The sequence below is a fragment of the Mesorhizobium sp. B2-3-2 genome, assembly GCF_006442295.1.
Classification (GTDB): Bacteria; Pseudomonadota; Alphaproteobacteria; order Rhizobiales; family Rhizobiaceae; genus Mesorhizobium.
The window spans coordinates 129,138-142,249 of record NZ_VFWA01000003.1; the positions used below are offsets into that span (position 1 = coordinate 129,138).

The 13,112-nt window shown below is 63.7% G+C and carries 13 protein-coding genes, 1 other RNA gene and 2 pseudogenes; 6 read left to right on the forward strand and 10 right to left on the reverse strand.

Features of this window, described 5'->3' with window-relative positions; translation table 11 throughout:
* Positions 1-2 precede the first annotated feature (2 nt).
* The 8 genes from FJ964_RS09310 to ffs all read right to left on the reverse strand — a co-directional run bounded on the left by FJ964_RS09310 (position 3) and on the right by ffs (position 8,096).
* Positions 3-1,646: an ABC transporter substrate-binding protein gene (locus FJ964_RS09310; RefSeq protein ID WP_140550116.1), complete on the reverse strand. Its 1,644-nt coding sequence runs from the start codon at positions 1,644-1,646 to the stop codon at positions 3-5.
* Between the two features lie 253 nt (positions 1,647-1,899).
* Positions 1,900-3,177, reverse strand: a complete 1,278-nt coding sequence (locus tag FJ964_RS09315) for a lytic murein transglycosylase (RefSeq protein ID WP_140550117.1) — start codon at positions 3,175-3,177, stop codon at positions 1,900-1,902.
* Positions 3,178-3,368: 191 nt separating this feature from the next.
* A complete protein-coding gene (gene recR, locus FJ964_RS09325; RefSeq protein WP_027026645.1) occupies positions 3,369-3,974 on the reverse strand; it encodes a recombination mediator RecR in 606 nt (201 codons plus the stop codon).
* A 98-nt stretch (positions 3,975-4,072) separates the two neighbouring features.
* Positions 4,073-5,032, reverse strand: a complete 960-nt coding sequence (locus FJ964_RS09330) for a cell wall hydrolase (RefSeq protein WP_140550118.1) — start codon at positions 5,030-5,032, stop codon at positions 4,073-4,075.
* A gap of 196 nt (positions 5,033-5,228) precedes the next feature.
* On the reverse strand, positions 5,229-5,636 hold the full coding sequence (locus FJ964_RS09335; protein ID WP_140496863.1) for a hypothetical protein: 408 nt from the start codon (positions 5,634-5,636) through the stop codon (positions 5,229-5,231).
* A 71-nt stretch (positions 5,637-5,707) separates the two neighbouring features.
* Complete coding sequence (locus FJ964_RS09340) at positions 5,708-6,031, reverse strand: YbaB/EbfC family nucleoid-associated protein (protein WP_140550119.1); 324 nt, start codon at positions 6,029-6,031, stop codon at positions 5,708-5,710.
* A 30-nt stretch (positions 6,032-6,061) separates the two neighbouring features.
* Positions 6,062-7,894: a DNA polymerase III subunit gamma/tau gene (locus FJ964_RS09345; protein ID WP_140550120.1), complete on the reverse strand. Its 1,833-nt coding sequence runs from the start codon at positions 7,892-7,894 to the stop codon at positions 6,062-6,064.
* Between the two features lie 105 nt (positions 7,895-7,999).
* Positions 8,000-8,096, reverse strand: an RNA gene (gene ffs, locus FJ964_RS09350) — signal recognition particle sRNA small type.
* A gap of 146 nt (positions 8,097-8,242) precedes the next feature.
* On the opposite strand from ffs, the gene FJ964_RS09355 reads away from it, so the two are divergent.
* From FJ964_RS09355 to FJ964_RS31310, 5 genes and pseudogenes are all read left to right on the forward strand, one after another.
* Entirely contained in the window at positions 8,243-8,662 is a 420-nt protein-coding gene (locus FJ964_RS09355; protein WP_140496869.1) for an HIT family protein, read from the forward strand.
* Positions 8,663-8,713: 51 nt separating this feature from the next.
* Positions 8,714-9,655, forward strand: coding sequence for an NAD(+) diphosphatase (nudC, locus tag FJ964_RS09360; RefSeq protein ID WP_140550121.1), 942 nt, complete (start codon positions 8,714-8,716; stop codon positions 9,653-9,655).
* Positions 9,656-9,674: 19 nt separating this feature from the next.
* The gene (locus FJ964_RS09365; protein ID WP_140550122.1) at positions 9,675-9,980 is read left to right on the forward strand and encodes a Dabb family protein; all 306 of its coding nucleotides are present in this window, start codon (positions 9,675-9,677) and stop codon (positions 9,978-9,980) included.
* Between the two features lie 14 nt (positions 9,981-9,994).
* A pseudogene (locus tag FJ964_RS31305) lies at positions 9,995-10,249 on the forward strand (type II toxin-antitoxin system Phd/YefM family antitoxin).
* A gap of 37 nt (positions 10,250-10,286) precedes the next feature.
* Positions 10,287-10,409, forward strand: a pseudogene (locus FJ964_RS31310) (type II toxin-antitoxin system VapC family toxin); the annotation flags it as partial.
* A 55-nt stretch (positions 10,410-10,464) separates the two neighbouring features.
* Here FJ964_RS31310 and FJ964_RS09380 read toward each other — a convergent pair.
* The gene (locus tag FJ964_RS09380) at positions 10,465-11,328 is read right to left on the reverse strand and encodes a prephenate dehydratase (RefSeq protein ID WP_140550124.1); all 864 of its coding nucleotides are present in this window, start codon (positions 11,326-11,328) and stop codon (positions 10,465-10,467) included.
* A 36-nt stretch (positions 11,329-11,364) separates the two neighbouring features.
* On the reverse strand, positions 11,365-12,093 hold the full coding sequence (locus FJ964_RS09385; RefSeq protein ID WP_140550125.1) for a 3-deoxy-manno-octulosonate cytidylyltransferase: 729 nt from the start codon (positions 12,091-12,093) through the stop codon (positions 11,365-11,367).
* Between the two features lie 191 nt (positions 12,094-12,284).
* Here FJ964_RS09385 and FJ964_RS09390 point away from each other — a divergent pair, with 191 nt between their 5' ends.
* Complete coding sequence (locus FJ964_RS09390; RefSeq protein ID WP_140550126.1) at positions 12,285-12,968, forward strand: cytochrome c family protein; 684 nt, start codon at positions 12,285-12,287, stop codon at positions 12,966-12,968.
* Positions 12,969-13,112: the final 144 nt, after the last annotated feature.

Below are 13,112 nucleotides of genomic sequence, written 5' to 3' on the forward strand. Positions count from 1 at the left end.
CGCTATTCCTTGGAAACCGGCCCGACGAAATTGGTGTCGAAGCTCGGGCCGAGCGCGAAGCCCTTGAGGTTCTTGCGCAACCCGGCGACTTCCAGCTGCTGGTGGATGATGACGAAGGGACTGGTGTCGAGGATCTTCTGCTGCAGATCCTTGTACATGTCGGCGCGCTTGCCCGAATCCTTCTCCAGCAAAGCCGCTTCGGTTTGCTTGGTCAGGTCCGGAATGTCCCAGGCGTTGCGCCAGGCCAGCGTCTTGGACTTGCCCTCATCCGAATTGTCCGGGTTCGAGGCAAAGGTCTGGGCATTGGAGTTCGGATCGAAATAGTCCTGGCCCCACTGACCGATATAGATGTCGTGGTTGCGGGCGCGATACTTGGTCAGCGTCTGCTTGCCGTCGCCGGGAATGATCTCCAGCTTGATGCCGGCCTGGCCGAGCGTCTGCTGGATCGATTCCGCCATGCCGGTCGTCGGCTGGCCGGTGCGCACATCCATGGTCACGCTGAAGCCGTCGGGCAGGCCCGCCTTGGCCAGCAGTTCCTTGGCCTTGGCGACGTCGAGCTTGAACGGGTTCTTGTCCAGTTCGCCGAGCACGCCCTTGGGCAGGAAAGTCTGGTGGATTTCGCCAATGCCCTTGAGGATGGTCGAGCTCAGCGCGTCATAGTCGACCAGATATTTGAAAGCCTGGCGGACTTCGGGCTTGGCGAGCTTCGGGTTTTTCTGGTTGAGGCTGATATAGTAGACGGTGCCCTTGGGCGCGCTGGTGGTGGTGAGGTCGGCGTTCTTGGCAATGGCGTCGAGGTCGTTCGGCTCGAGATTGCGGGCGACGTCGATGTCGCCTGCCTCGAGCGCCAGGCGCTGTGCCGAGCTTTCCTTCATGTTGCGGTAGATGACGCGGGCAAGCTTGGCCTTTTCGCCGTAGTAATTGTCGTTGCGTTCGAGCACGACGGCCTCGTTGGCGCGCCACTCACGCAGCTTGTAGACGCCCGAGCCGGCATAGCCGGTCTTCAGCCAGGCATTGCCGAAATCATTGTCCCATTTGTAGTCGGCGCTCGGCGTGACCGCCGCGACATGTTCCTTGACCAGCTTGGCGTCGACGACCGAGGCGACGGTGGCCGACAGGCAGTTCAAGACGAAGCTCGGCGCATAGGCCTTGTCGACGGTGAACTGGAAGGTGCTGTCGTCGACCGCCTTGGCCTTTTCGGTCACATTGTCGCCGCTGATGCCGAACTGGCCGATGATGAAGGCCGGGCTCTTGTCCAGCTTGACGGCGCGTTCGAACGAATAGGCGACGTCGGCCGCGGTGATCGGGTTGCCCGAGGCGAATTTCAGGCCGGGCTTGAGCTTGAACGTATAGGTCAGGCCATCGTCGGAGACGGTCCAGCTTTCGGCGAGATCGCCCTTGACCTTGGAGGTGTCGCTGAGGTCGAGCCGGACCAGCAGGTCATAGGTGTTGCCGGTGACCTCGGCGGTCGACAGCTCGAACGCCTCGCCCGGATCCATGGAGATGATGTCGTCGATGGCGAAGCCTTCGACCAGCGTGTCGGCGGGCGTGACCGCGCCAGCCGGCGCTCCCGCCAGAAGCAGCGCCGACATTGCGGCACCCGCAAGCAGAATGCGGGATCGTAGAGCAAGCTTTTCCATCATCATGGTGATTGTTCCCTGTTTTGTTGACCTGAGTTCCCGGCTCAGGGTTGCGGTGTTTTTCCAGGCCGACAAGGGCCCCCTTTGACCACTTACCGTCGTGGTTTTTGTCCAGTTGGTCAACAGCATATCCGGCGGCCTCGCGGCCGGCAACGAGCATTTATGCGTCGGCTCACTGGATCATAGTGGCAGGCGGGCGAGCCGGAGCAGGCGAAGGCCAACAGAGGCCGGCAATCGAGAAAAAACCATGACTTGGGAGTTACTTCAGCGCGGCAACCAACCCGGCATCGGGGAAGCAGGTGGCGGGCTTGCCGTTCTTTTCCTGCCAGGCGCCGATCGAGCGGCGGGTCTTGAAGCCGGGCAGTCCGTCGGCGCTGCCGACATCGTAGCCCTTGGCCTCCAGCGCCCGCTGCAGGGCGGCGATGTCGGAGCGGTGGAGGTCGCCGACCGCACCCCAGCTGCCGGAGAAATTGGCATCGCCATGGGCGATGCGGTCGGCGCCATGGCCGATGAACAGCGCATAGAGGTCGCTGGTGTTGTATTGCTTCAGCACGTAGAAATTGGGCGTGGCGATGAAGGCCGGGCCGCTGCGGCCGGCCGGCATCAGCAGGAAGCCCTCGGCCTTCAGTTCGCTCGCCGGGAATGCCTTGCCGCCGACACGCCTGATGCCCATTGCGGCCCATTGCGAGATTGTCTTGCCCTGGTCGGGGCCCTCGAGCGAACAGGAGACGCTCTCGGGCACGGTCACCTCGAAGCCCCAGCCACGCCCCCTCACCCAGCCATAATGGACGAGGTAGTTGGCGATCGAGGCGAGCACGTCAGGCGTCGAGCGCCAGATGTCGACACGCCCGTCGCCATCGAAATCGACGGCATGCTTGAGGAACGATGTCGGCATGAATTGCGGTTGGCCGAGCGCGCCGGCCCAGGACGATTTCATCGCATTCACCGGGGCCAATCCGCGCTGGACGATCTCGAGCGCCGCCAGCAGTTCGGTGCGGAAGAAGTCCTTCCTCGTCGACATGAACGCCTTGGTACCCAGCACCTCGAAGGCGTCGTAAGGCATCTTCGCCGCGCCAAACCCGGTTTCGCGGCCCCAGATCGCCAAAAGGACCTCGCCCGGCACGCCATAGCGCTTCTCGATCGCGGCGAGCGTCCTGGCGTTGGCCGCCTCGCGCGTCCGCCCGCCCGATGTGATGGCGCGGATGGTCTTCTCGGCGAAATAGGCGCCGGGCGAGCCGAACTCGGCCTGATGCTGCTTCTGCGGGGTCTTCGGCTTCTCGCCGGGCATGACAAGATCGGGCAGCTTGAGATTGGGTTTGACCCCGTCGAAGGCGGCGGCGAAGGTTTTTTGAGAGATGCCTTTGGCCTTGGCGTCGGACCAGAGGTCGTTCTGCAGCCAGGAGCGGAACTGGTCGTCGATGGGGGCGGCCGAGGCGGGTGTGGCGAAGACATGGAAGGCGAGAGCAGCCAGGAAGCACGCAAGACAGAGCTGGCGAAGTCCGCGTTCTGTGTTGCCCCCCTCTGTCCTGCCGGACATCTCCCCCTCAAGGGGGGAGATTGGCAGTTTCGCGCTTGGCGTTTTTTGAGCGGTGGCGGTTGGCGAAAGCAGAGACAACAGTCGATCTCCCCCCTTGAGGGGGAGATGTCCGGCAGGACAGAGGGGGGCGTGCCCCACCAGCTTCAAAAGATGCGTGACAATCATGGCGCGCATCCTCCCCGCCAGCCCTGTCAAAACGCCGTCCTGGAGCGCAGCGCTGCCGCCAGCGTGCCTTCGTCAAGGTAGTCGAGTTCGCCACCGACCGGCACGCCATGCGCCAGCCGCGTTATCTTCACCTCGAAACCGGACAGTTGATCGGTCAGGTAATGGGCTGTGGTCTGGCCCTCCACCGTGGCATTGACGGCCAGGATGATCTCCTTGACCTCGCCGCCGGCGACGCGGTCGACCAATGAGCGGATGTTGAGCTGATCGGGGCCGATACCGTCGAGCGGCGACAGCGTACCACCCAGCACGTGGTAGCGCACATTCATCGCCGCCGCCCGCTCCAGCGCCCAGAGATCCGAGACATCCTCGACGACGATGAGGGTGGCGGCGTCACGGCGCGGATCGGTGCAGATCATGCAGGGGTCCGACGTGTCGACATTGCCGCAGGTCGAGCAGATGCGCACCTTGTCGGCCGCCTCGCCCATGGCGGCGGCGAGCGGCGACAGCAGCTGTTCCTTCTTCTTGATCAGATGCAGCGCGGCGCGCCTGGCCGAGCGGGGACCAAGCCCCGGCACTTTGGCCAGGAGCTGGATCAGGCGTTCGATCTCGGGACCCGCGATTCGCTTGGACATTGCCCTGATCTAGAGCAATTCCACGAAAAGTGCGAAGCGGTTTTGCGTCCGGACAGCATCTCCAACCAGCACCTGCGGCCCGTCAGCTGCGGCCCGCCTTAGTTGGTTTCGAGCGGCCGGTTCTGGCTGACGATCATCGCGGCGATGGCGTCGGTATTCTCAGGCGTCGACTGGAACCCCATCGCCGCTTCCTGCGGCGCACCCTGCACCGAGGAAATGACCCTCGTGTTCAAGGTCCCGCCAAAGCGAGCGGCATCCGGTTCCTCCATCGGCTCCTGCATCGCCACCACCGTCGGCTTCTCCTGGACGCGCGCGGACTTTGCGGCCGGCGCAGCCGATGCCGTCACGTAGGTCTGCTGGGCCGGCTTGCCGGAGCGCACCGGCTCCGCCCCGGCAGTCACGTAGGCCGCAGCGGCGCGATCGGATGTCTTGGCCGCCGGTTCGGCGGAAGCGACGCGAGTCGCGGCTACTCCGGGCAAGGCTGCCGGCGTTTCCGCCGAAGCGACCGCGACCGTCGGCTCGTCCGGCAGCGGCTGCCAGTTGCGGCCGCGCTTCTCGTAGAACGCATTGCCGCCGGCGACCATGGTGTAATGCATGTTCTTGTAGGGGAAGCGCAGGCCCGCGGTGTGGAAATACATCGTGTTCTTGAGCTTGGCCTTGCGCTCGCCCTTGAGCACGGCCTCGGCGGCTTCCTCGACATCGGGCATAGCACGCGAATTCATCGGCCTGGTCATGACGCCGGGCGCGAACTGGCCGCGCTCGCCCACCACCGCGCAGATGGTGTCGCCATGCTTGCCGGAGCGCAGCCGGTTCATCACGACAGTGCCGACGGCGATCATGCCATCGCGGCTCGAGCGGTTGGATTCGAAGAACATCGCCCTTTCCAGGCATTCCCTGTCCTTCGGCGTGTGGTAGCCGCGGGAGCTCAGGAAACTCGGCGTGATGGCGTCGGTCAGGCTGGACATGCCGTGTGACGCGGTCTGGCTGCAAGCGGCCAGGAACAGGGGAGACGTGACGACGCCGAGCAATAGCGGCGTCTTCCATCGCGTGGAAATCAACAGGTAACCCTCTCACTTCGATGCCCGCCCCCAGGCTGCGGCAAGAATGAGACACTTTCAGGCAAAATGATGGCTAAAACGTTATTGGTGAGATGCTGTTGCCAAACTGGCACAGTTACGTGGCAAGATCCGGACCTCAAGCCTTTGTTTTATGCACGCCCTTGTCCATGCCGAGACCGCTTTTGGGCGACATGCATTATCGCCCGGCTGAAATCGCAGCCGGCCGTCCTGGCTCAATTTCTTCGAATTTCTCCGAGAACAGCCCGCGCTTCAGGAACAATGCTCGCGCATTCCGGGCGACCGGCGCGATCTTTCCCGGCCAGTCGCTGTCGATGAACTCGGACCTGGTGAAATCGGGGTTGGCCTCCCCGGCAGCCTCCAGGAAATCCGCGATCTCCAGCACGATGGCGCGTTCTTCCTTCGAGAGCGCCGAGGTGCCCGCTTCGATCGAGGGGCGATGCACGAAATCCTCGAACAGGTTGAAATAGCCCTTGATGCCGACGAGATCGACGCCGGCATCAGAATCGGCCAGGATTTCCAGGATCTCGTAGATCCTGTTGCGGATACGCTGCTCGATCAGCCTTTCGGACGGCTCTTCGGCCATGGCCAACTAGTCTTTGGCTTTATGCATGTCGTTATCCCCAAAACCCTCGCACACTCTTGGGCGACATGCATTTAGAAGGGCAGTTTCATTCCCGGCGGAATCGGCAGGCCGGCGGTCAGCGCCTTGGTCTTTTCCTGCATGATCTGCTCGACCTTGGACTTGGCGTCATTGTGGGCGGCCAGAAGCAGGTCTTCGAGGATCTCGACCTCATCCTCCTTGAACAGAGAGGGGTCGATCTTCAGCGACTTCATCTCGAACTTGCCGGTCAACGTCACGATGACCAAGCCGCCGCCGGCCTGGCCGACGGCTTCGACTGTGGCGATCTCGTCCTGCATGGCCTGGAACTTGGCCTGCATTTCCTTCGCCTTGCCCATCAGGCCGAGAAGATCTTTCATGGTCCGATCCTTTGCAGAGTCGTGGTTTCGTCAGGGTTCGTCGTCGTCCGCCGGCGGCTCGACCGGCACTTCGGCTTCGACCGCATCGGCTTCCGGCGCGTCGGGAATGCGCACGTCGATGATCCTGGCGCCGGGAAAACGCGCCAGGATGGCGGCGACCGTCGGATCGCTCTTGGCATCGAGCAAAGCGTTCTCGCGCCTGGTCGATTCCATTTCGGCCAGCGTCTGGCCGCCCTCTTCCTTCGACAGCGACACCAGCCAGTTGCGACCGGTCCAGGCGCGCAGCTTGGTCGTCAAATCGTTGAGCAGCATTTTGGGCGCATCGTCGGTCAGGCTGACGTCGATGCGGCCGGGCTCGATGCGCACGAGGCGGATGCAGCGCTTGACCAGCACCTTGAAGGCGATGTCGCGCTGCGCGTCGGCAAGGGCGACAATATCGGCCAGCGATTTCAGCGGTATTGGCTGCGCCTCCGGCGCCGGCTGCACAGGCGAAACGAAGGCGGCCGGAGCGGGCGCGGCCTCCACCAGCCGCATGGTCTGCGCGCCGCCCGACCCGCCGGGCATGCGCGCCTGCGCCACTGCGCTGGCGCCGTTGCCACCAGGAGCGCCGCCATTACCGGGGCTCGCCGGCGCGCCGTTCGAACGCGGCGCGGCGCCCGGCGCCGGCAGGCCGTTCTCCAGCGACCTCAATGCCTCGTCCAGCGTCGGCAGGTCGGCCGCGTGCGCCAGCCGGATCAGCACCATCTCGGCCGCACTTACCGGCCGGTTCGAGGACTGCACCTCCGGGATGCCCTTGAGCAGCATCTGCCACGTCCGCGACAGCACCTTGATCGAGAGCGTCCGAGCGAAATCGGCGCCGCGCTCGCGCTCGTCCTGCGACAGCGCCGCGTCGTCGGCCGCGGTCGGCACGAAGCGCAGCCGGGTGACGAGATGGTTGAATTCGGCAAGATCGGTCAGCACGGCGGCCGGATCGGCGCCGGTGTCGTATTGCGCGCGCAATTCAGCCAGTGCCGCCGCCACATCGCCCTTCATGACATGTTCGAACAAATCGACGACGCGGGCGCGATCGGCAAGGCCCAGCATCGCCCGCACGGCTTCGGCGCTGACCGCACCGCCGCCATGCGCGATGGCCTGGTCGAAAATCGATTGAGCATCGCGCATCGACCCTTCGGCGGCACGCGCGATCATTGCCAGCGCGTCGTCGTCCGCCTCGATGCCCTCCAGGCCCGCTATCCGGGCGAGATCAGCCTTCACGACAGCCGCATCGATGCGCCTCAGGTCAAAGCGTTGGCAGCGCGACAGCACGGTGATCGGCACCTTGCGGATTTCGGTGGTGGCGAAGATGAACTTGACGTGCGGCGGCGGCTCTTCAAGAGTCTTCAACAGGCCGTTGAAGGCCTGCGTCGACAGCATGTGCACTTCGTCGATGATGTAGACCTTGTAGCGGGCCGAGACCGGCGCGTAGCGCACCCGTTCGATGATGTCCCTGATGTCGTCGATACCGGTGTGCGAGGCGGCATCCATCTCGATGACGTCGACATGGCGGCCTTCCATGATCGCCTGGCAATGCTCGCCGAGGACGGAAAGATCGACCGACGGCTGGTCGACTGTTGCCGTTTTATAGTTCAGGGCCCGCGCGAGAATGCGCGCGGTCGTGGTCTTGCCGACGCCACGCACGCCGGTCAACATCCAGGCCTGGGCGATGCGGCCGGTGGCGAAAGCGTTGGTGAGCGTGCGCACCATCGGCTCCTGGCCGACCAGCTCGGAGAAATTCGCCGGACGGTACTTGCGCGCCAGCACGCGATAGGCGCCGGCCTTGCCTATCTCCAGGCTTTTTGGTCCCGAATTTCCGGCTTCGCTCATTCGCCCGCAAAACTCCAAATGGCCGCGCCAAAAGGCGACCGATTCCTGCGCATAGTTTCGCCCGCGCTGCAATGCGTCGTCAACGTCGCGAGAAGGGCCGATGAGGTGGGAGGCTGGAACAATGACCCGTTCCGGGCTCGTTAGGGCTGCTTCCTTCCGGACCTGACCCGGTTGGCGAGTGGATCGTCCACCACCAACCTCCCGCCGTCCATATCGGCAATTGCGCGACGAAATGCAAGAGCGCAGGCAAATCGGCTGCACCAGCCGCGAGATTCGCTTGCAGCCTCGATGCAGCCGCTCTAGCGTTCATGAACTCTGAGGAAAACACCGAAAGCAAGGGAAACGCCGATGTTGCCGGGCCTGAAGGCCGGATTCACGCTGGATGCCCGGCTGGAGGCGGACAGCGAGCAGTTGATGTGGCTTGGGCTGTGTGAATTGCGCGTGATGAACGACCGCCGCTGGCCATGGCTGCTTCTGGTGCCGCAGCGGCCGGGCGTCGAGGAAATCCACGACATGACGCCGCTAGACCAGACAATGCTGACCTTCGAGACCAATATGGTGGCGCAGGCGCTGAAGAAGGTGACCGGCTGCACCAAGATCAACACCGGCGCGCTCGGCAACATCGTGCGCCAGTTGCACATCCATGTCATCGCCCGTTCGGAAGGCGATCCCGGCTGGCCAGGCCCGGTGTGGGGGCACGGCCTGCGCGAGCCCTATCAGCGCTCCGAACTGCGCCGGTTTGCCGAAACGATAAGGGCGGCGCTATAAGCCTTCCCGTGCCCATCCCGAACGTGTCCATCCCGAACGCCCAGAGTCCGCATGAGCTTTAGCCTGTTTGACGCGCCCTTGCGCGAGCCGAGCCAATTCGTCGGCTTCGCCGGCAACAGTATCGACCGACAATCCGAGAACCGCGCCGACGATTCGGTCGACAAAGCGCTCGCCGATCCTGGAACCAGGCTGCTTTTGATGCAGGGCGGCCGGCTCTACCTGAAGGTTCGTGACGGCAGCTTCGACCCCTGGTTCGGCGTCGCCGAAAGCCTGCCCTTCCAGACCCTGCCCGGCAGCGGCGTGCTGCTCGGATTCTCCGATCAGGGCCCGGTGCTGGCGGTGACCGCCGGCCTTGAGCCGGAACAGCTTCCGGAAACGGTCAAGGCCATCGACTACCGCTCGGTCTACATGCAAGGCCTGATCGACGAAGCGGCCGCCGGGGCGATGGCGCAGGGCGCCGCGCTGCTCGCCTGGCACGCCAGCCATCGTTTCTGCAGCAAATGCGGGACCGAGTCACAAATGCGGGCCGGCGGCTACAAGCGCCATTGCCCGAATTGCGGCACCGAGCATTTTCCGCGCACCGATCCGGTGGCGATCATGCTGACGGCGACGCGCGAGAAATGCCTGCTTGGGCGCGGCCGGCATTTCGCGCCGGGCATGTACTCCGCCCTTGCCGGCTTCATCGAGCCGGGCGAGACGATCGAGGCGGCGGTGCGCCGCGAGACGCTGGAGGAGGCGGGCATCCGGCTCGGCCGCGTCGTCTACCACGCCAGCCAGCCTTGGCCATTCCCCTATTCGCTGATGATCGGCTGCTTCGGCGAGCCGCTCAACGAGGACATCCAGGCCGACCTCAACGAGCTGGAGGACTGCCGCTGGTTCTTGCGCGACGAGGTGCGCCTGATGCTGGCCAGGGAGCATCCGGGCGATCTGATCACGCCGCCGAAGGGCGCCATCGCGCACCACCTGATCCGCGCCTGGGTCGACAGCGAATAATGGAAATCAGGAGAGGGAAATGATCCGCCATACCGTCGTGTTCACGCTGAAGCATCCGCCGCACTCGCTGGAGGAAAAAAGGTTCCTGGTCGACGCCAAGAGAATCCTCTCGGCAATCAGGGGCGTCACCCATTTCGAACAGCTGCGTCAGGTCAGCCCCAAGAACGACTACCAGTTCGGCTTCTCCATGGAATTCGCCGACCAGGCCGCCTATACCAGGTACAACGACCATCCCGACCATGTCGCCTTCGTGCGCGACCGCTGGGTGCCGGAGGTAGAAACCTTCATGGAGATCGATTACGTGCCGCTTGGCGCAGTGATTTAGAAGCGTAGGCTAATATGATGATCACCACGCTTTCGAGTCGCGAACTCAATCAGGACCTTGGCCGTGCAAAACGCGCTGCCAAGGAAGGACCGGTGATCATCACCGACAGGGGCCGGCCGGTGCATGTCCTGTTATCGTTCGATGAGTAAAAAAGGCTCACCGGCAAACCGCGGTCACTCGGTGACATGCTGGCTGCGCCGGAAGCTGGAGAGCTTGATTTGCCGCTCCCGTCCCGCACGGAACATGCCGAGCCAATAGACTTGTCCTGAGGCTGTTGTTCGATACCAATGTCGTGTCCGATCTGCGGTCAATAACGCCTACATCGCAGCCACGGCCTTCACCCGGCGTATGACGCTGGTGACGCGCAACATCGGGGATTTCGAGGGAACCGGAGTGGCACTCGTAAACCCGTGGGACTTCCCGAACTAGGTACTTTCATGCATGTCGTTGTCCCAAAACCGCTGCGCAGTTTGGGGGACATGCACTAATCCGCCACCTTCCACTGCTCGCGTGACTCACTTGCCGGATAGACGCCGAGGATGCGCACCTCGCGCGAGAAGAAGCGAAGCTCGTCCAGCGCCAGCTTGACCAGCGGATCGTCGGGGTGGCCCTCGATGTCGGCGTAGAACAGTGTCGCCGTGAAGGCGCCGAGCTGGTAGCTCTCGAGCTTGGTCATGTTGATGCCGTTGGTGGCGAAACCGCCCATAGCCTTGTAGAGCGCGGCCGGCACGTTGCGGACGCGGAAGATGAACGTCGTCATCATCTTGACGTCAGGCGCCGGGCGTTCGGCCCATTGCTTGCTCTTGCTCAGGACGACGAAGCGGGTGACGTTGCTGTCTGTGTCCTCGACATTCTCCTCGATGATGTCGAGCCCGTAGAGCGTCGCGGCCAGCGCTGGCGACAGCGCCGCCATGGTGCGATCCTTGACCTCGGAGACCATCTTGGCGGCACCCGCCGTGTCGCCCGCGACTATCCCTTTCCATCCATTCTTGCGGATATATTTGCGGCATTGGCCAAGCGCATGGATGTGGGTGTGCACAGTCTTGATCTCGTCGCGTTTGACGCCGGGCAGCACCATCAGCTGGAAATGGATCGGCAGGAAATACTCACCGACGATGTGCATCCTCGATTCCGGCAGCAGGTGATGGATATCGGCGACGCGCCCGGCGATGGTGTTCTCGATCGGGATCATGGCGAGATCGGCCTTGCCGGTCTCGACCGCGTTGAACGCGTCCTCGAAGGTCGGGCACGGGAGCGGCTGCATCGAGGGATAGACGTTGCGGCAGGCGGTGTCGGAATTGGCGCCGGGCTCGCCCTGGAAGGATATTCTGTTGGTCTTTTCAGGCATGGCCAATTCTCGATTGAGGGAGTGCCGGTTCGGCGCTCAGTTTGAAAGGATCGTCCTGGCCCTTTCCAGGTCTTGCGGCGTGTCGACGCCGAGCGGCAGCGAACGCACGATCTCGGCGTCGATGCGCATGCCGGCCTCCAGCGCCCGCAGCTGCTCCAGCCGCTCGCGGCGTTCCAGCGGCGACGGCTTGAGCGCCACGAAGCGCTCGAGCGCCGAGCGGCGATAGGCATAGAGGCCGATGTGATGATAGAGCGCGCCCTCGCCCCAGGGCGCGGTGGCCCGGGTGAAATAAAGCGCCCTCAGCCTGGTGGCCGACAATGGCGAACCGACGATCTTGACCACGTTGGGATTGGTCTTTTCCTCGTCGCGCTCGATCTCGACTCCGAGCGTTGCAATGTCCACCGCCTTGTCCTCGAACGGCCTGAGCGAGGCCACGATGATCGCGGGATCGATGGTCGGCAGGTCTCCCTGCACATTGACGATGGTTTCGACCTCGTTTGCCGGATCCAGCACCGTCAGGGCCTCGAATATCCGGTCCGAACCCGATTCGTGGTCCGATCGCGTCATCACCGCCTCGAAACCGTGTGCGCGCACGGCTTCCGCCACGCCTTGCGTGTCGGTCGCCACCACGACACGGCCAAGCCCGGCCTCGGCGGCGCGGCGCGCGACATGGACGATCATCGGGGCGCCGGCAATGTCGGCCAGCGGCTTGCCCGGGAGCCGGGTCGAGGCCATGCGGGCGGGGATCAGGATCAAGGTGGACATCGGTTTGACGGGCGTTCGAAACGAGGAGGGGAAAGTGGCAAAAGGTCTCACTGGAAGCGCCCTTATAGGTGTTGCAACGCCGGAGCAAAAGACCTAGTTTCCGCGCGATTTGACCGGCTCTGGAGGGCAGGTCTCGATACCGACGGACGGAGTGGACGGTTCGGTCCGCCGGAAAAGGGAGCAAGGGGCGTATGGATTCCAACGAAGTCAACAAGCTGCTCGCCGGATTGCTCGGAACCGTTTTCGTGGTGTTCTCGGTCGGCATCGTGTCGGACGCGCTGTTTGCCTCGCCCGCTCCGGAAAAGCCCGGCTTCGCTATCGAGGCCGCCGAGCCCGCCGAGGGCGGCCCCGCCGCTCCGGCAGCAGCCGAAAAGCCGATCGCGGATCTTCTGGCCAACGCAAGTGCCGAACAGGGCGCTGCCATCTTCAAGAAATGCCAGGCCTGCCACTCCGGCGAGAAGGGCGGCCCGAACAAGGTCGGCCCGGATTTGTGGGATCTCATCGATCGCCCGGTCGCCGCGCATGAGGGCTTCGCCTATTCGGCCGGCATGAAGGAGTTTTCCAAGGGCGGCACCGAGAAGTGGACCTACGACAACATCAACCACTTCATCACCTCGCCGAAAAAATTCGTGAAAGGCACGGCGATGGGCTTTGCCGGCCTGCCGAAGGAAGAAGACCGCGCCAACGTCATCGCCTATCTGCGCACGCTGTCGGACAATCCCAAGCCGCTGCCCGCGCCGGGCGCGGCCGCCGATGCATCCGCCCCCGCCAAGCCCGCCGAAGGGACCGCACCGGCCAAGCCGGCCGAAGGCGCAGCTCCCGCCAAGCCGGCGGCACCTGCTCCGGCCGCTCCCGCACCGGCGCCTGCTCAATAATCCGGATATCGTCTCGACGACCTTGAAAAAGCCGGGTTCAGCCCGGCTTTTTCGTTAGGAAACCGTATATGCGGCGACAAAGCCGCGCATGGCGGTTTTCACGCGCGGCAAATCATCTAGATTGCCTTTCTGGATGATGGCACG

What these genes read in the sequence shown, in the direction of transcription:
- FJ964_RS09310 (WP_140550116.1), bottom strand. Translation starts at nt 1,646, where the DNA reads ATGATGATGGAAAAGCTTGCTCTACGATCCCGCATTCTGCTTGCGGGT.
- FJ964_RS09315 (WP_140550117.1), bottom strand. Translation starts at nt 3,177, where the DNA reads ATGTCCGGCAGGACAGAGGGGGGCAACACAGAACGCGGACTTCGCCAG.
- recR (WP_027026645.1), bottom strand. Translation starts at nt 3,974, where the DNA reads ATGTCCAAGCGAATCGCGGGTCCCGAGATCGAACGCCTGATCCAGCTC.
- FJ964_RS09335 (WP_140496863.1), bottom strand. Translation starts at nt 5,636, where the DNA reads ATGGCCGAAGAGCCGTCCGAAAGGCTGATCGAGCAGCGTATCCGCAAC.
- FJ964_RS09340 (WP_140550119.1), bottom strand. Translation starts at nt 6,031, where the DNA reads ATGAAAGATCTTCTCGGCCTGATGGGCAAGGCGAAGGAAATGCAGGCC.
- FJ964_RS09345 (WP_140550120.1), bottom strand. Translation starts at nt 7,894, where the DNA reads ATGAGCGAAGCCGGAAATTCGGGACCAAAAAGCCTGGAGATAGGCAAG.
- FJ964_RS09355 (WP_140496869.1), top strand. Translation starts at nt 8,243, where the DNA reads ATGTTGCCGGGCCTGAAGGCCGGATTCACGCTGGATGCCCGGCTGGAG.
- nudC (WP_140550121.1), top strand. Translation starts at nt 8,714, where the DNA reads ATGAGCTTTAGCCTGTTTGACGCGCCCTTGCGCGAGCCGAGCCAATTC.
- FJ964_RS09365 (WP_140550122.1), top strand. Translation starts at nt 9,675, where the DNA reads ATGATCCGCCATACCGTCGTGTTCACGCTGAAGCATCCGCCGCACTCG.
- FJ964_RS09380 (WP_140550124.1), bottom strand. Translation starts at nt 11,328, where the DNA reads ATGCCTGAAAAGACCAACAGAATATCCTTCCAGGGCGAGCCCGGCGCC.
- FJ964_RS09385 (WP_140550125.1), bottom strand. Translation starts at nt 12,093, where the DNA reads ATGTCCACCTTGATCCTGATCCCCGCCCGCATGGCCTCGACCCGGCTC.
- FJ964_RS09390 (WP_140550126.1), top strand. Translation starts at nt 12,285, where the DNA reads ATGGATTCCAACGAAGTCAACAAGCTGCTCGCCGGATTGCTCGGAACC.